The organism is Bradyrhizobium sp. WYCCWR15520 (assembly GCF_056174665.1).
This window is the reverse complement of the sequence record NZ_JBWBWM010000131.1, coordinates 1-2139: the sequence shown is the minus strand read 5'-3', so window position 1 is coordinate 2139 and position 2139 is coordinate 1. Positions and strand designations below refer to the sequence as shown.

The following is a 2139-nucleotide window of genomic DNA, read 5'->3' as shown; positions in this document are numbered from 1 at the left end:
AGCTGAAAAGGCGTTCCGCATGCTCATCTTCGCCGCGCATCCCGATCCTCAGTCGAAAGGAATCAACCACATGCACAGAATCACACTCCGATCGCCTCGCAAAACGACTTTTTCAGCAGCCTGCTAGCTTCATAGAAGAGCCTTTCGCCCCAAGGACGGCAGCGGCGACGATGATAGTGGCGGAAATTTCCACGCCAGCATGGAGAACCGGCATGGGCAGGCTGTAGCCGGCAGGGTTACGCAGCAAGTGGCACCGCGCCGATCATGTCGCCAATCTTCCCGCTATTGGCGTGACGCCGCATGTGAGACCGCATGCGCAGAAGAACGCGGTCTTTTCGTGTTTGATTCACCTACCTGAATCAGGGGCTGTCCACCGGACTGGCTACCTTACTAGTGTACGCAACCGATTGTGCTGCTGCTGACTTGGTGAATTCAATGGTTCAAAGAATGTCGACTGAGTTTGATAAGATAAAGGTCATAGCTGATCGCAAGGCTCGGCAATTCCGGCAACTTACATCCACAGAGATGGAATTGATCGTTGAAGACTATACTGACGAGCAGGTACCCCCGCGTAGCCACTCGCGAGAAAGAATAGGGCGGCCGGCGATGGTGCTTGCGAGGCACAAAACCGCGCTGCGGAAACAGAATGAACAGCACGCGCTTTTTACGTGGCGCTGAAAATTCTCAGCGACGCACGACAAATCACGTCAATGAATCAACTAAGTAAGCGAAGGCGCACCCAGCATTCGGCCGAGCTAATAGCGAAGAGAGGGCCTTTCAGTCTCGGCTGCAACCGCTGGAGCGGCGGACAGACTGACTGAAGGATCTGAACTGATGGCGCACGTGATGAAGATGCGGCTCCAAGCCATCATCGAGGCGTCGACACCGCGCTCGACGGCTTCACCGAAACGCTATCAGCCGGAAGGAGTATGCGAAAACGCACGAGAGCAGCACGCCGCCGAATAAGTAAAAGCCAGGAGCGCCGCATGATCTATGATCGCAAGCCGCCGGGCGTCTTGCGGACCGATGAAGAAAAATGGGTCGATATGTGGCTGATCTGCTTCGTCGACATCGATCCGGGCGCGACGTGGATCATCCGCGGTAAGACTGCGTCGCGCGTCGGAGCGCTGTTCTGATGCCTCTTTTAAATGCAACGAATACGTGCGCGGGTCGCCATCTCGGACTCCAAGTGTTCCCGTGTTCACTTGCTAACATCGCAACCAACGTGTTCGGCAACCACAGCGCAACGTTGATACCCGCCCGTAGCCAATTTTGGTAGGTGCCTCGCAGGACGTTTTTGGCCAAACTACTCAACAGAAGCAGGAGGGACCTACAATGAAAATGGCTGTTTGGAGTGCGCTTGGCTTTTTTACGGTTAGCGTATTGGCGGTAGGTGCATTCGGATGGATGACAAGGCCGTTTATGAGTCGGCCTGTCAGGCAGATGCTGACGAAACTACTAAGCAGCTCAACTGGTAACTGAAAGCAACTCGACCCGCCGCACTCCCTCTTAGAAGCGCGCAGTTTGGCGCGGTAGTGCGGCGAATCAATCATGTATAGAGAAGACGATCAGATAGAGTGTTACGTGCTTTCGCGTGAGCAGAGATGCTGACGCGTGAACCTTTTATCCCGTTGCTCGAAGCCCGAGGACCTTCTCAACATTGATGTGGAAACGCTCTGCGCTGAAGAGCGGCTTCTCGGTCTGGTACATCGATGCCGTTCGGGGGCCGTCCACCCCATCATTGCGGCAGTAGAGCGCAAGTACAGCTCGCCGAGGCCGCCCTCAAGCTGGAGAGGCATCGTGATCACGCAGTGAGCCAAGTTGCGCACCGAAGCCGGTTGGTCACCCAGTGAGGGGATTATCTCCGGTTGTCGACGCATCGTTTGAATTAGCGGTCCCGCTCTTTTACGCTGGACTACATTGAGATGCAATTTGCGAGGGGTGGATCGCTCGGTCAATGTGGCTAGGAGGTACAAACGTAAGCAACTCTGGTAGGTGGAATTCATAGTCAACCTGAACCTCCTCCGAATTGATGGACACCTGTAGTAGGCTCGAAGAGCCAGGAGGTGTCGGATGGAAGGACGTCAACGTCGGTCGTTTACGGACGACTACAAGCGGCAAGCGGTTGATCTCGTAGCG

Annotated in this window: 2 protein-coding genes; both read left to right on the top strand. The window is 55.1% G+C overall.

All coding sequences use genetic code 11. The features are described 5' to 3' along the window. The first annotated feature begins 834 nt into the window (after positions 1–834). On the top strand, positions 835–966 hold the full coding sequence (locus tag AC0QUY_RS42455) for a hypothetical protein (protein WP_256380291.1): 132 nt from the start codon (positions 835–837) through the stop codon (positions 964–966). 20 nt (positions 967–986) lie between these two features. Beyond that, positions 987–1136, top strand: a complete 150-nt coding sequence (locus AC0QUY_RS42450; protein ID WP_156434591.1) for a hypothetical protein — start codon at positions 987–989, stop codon at positions 1134–1136. Positions 1137–2139 lie beyond the last annotated feature (1003 nt).

Coding starts and splice junctions, on each gene's coding strand:
- AC0QUY_RS42450 (WP_156434591.1), top strand. CDS start 987: ATGATCTATGATCGCAAGCCGCCGGGCGTCTTGCGGACCGATGAAGAA.
- AC0QUY_RS42455 (WP_256380291.1), top strand. CDS start 835: ATGGCGCACGTGATGAAGATGCGGCTCCAAGCCATCATCGAGGCGTCG.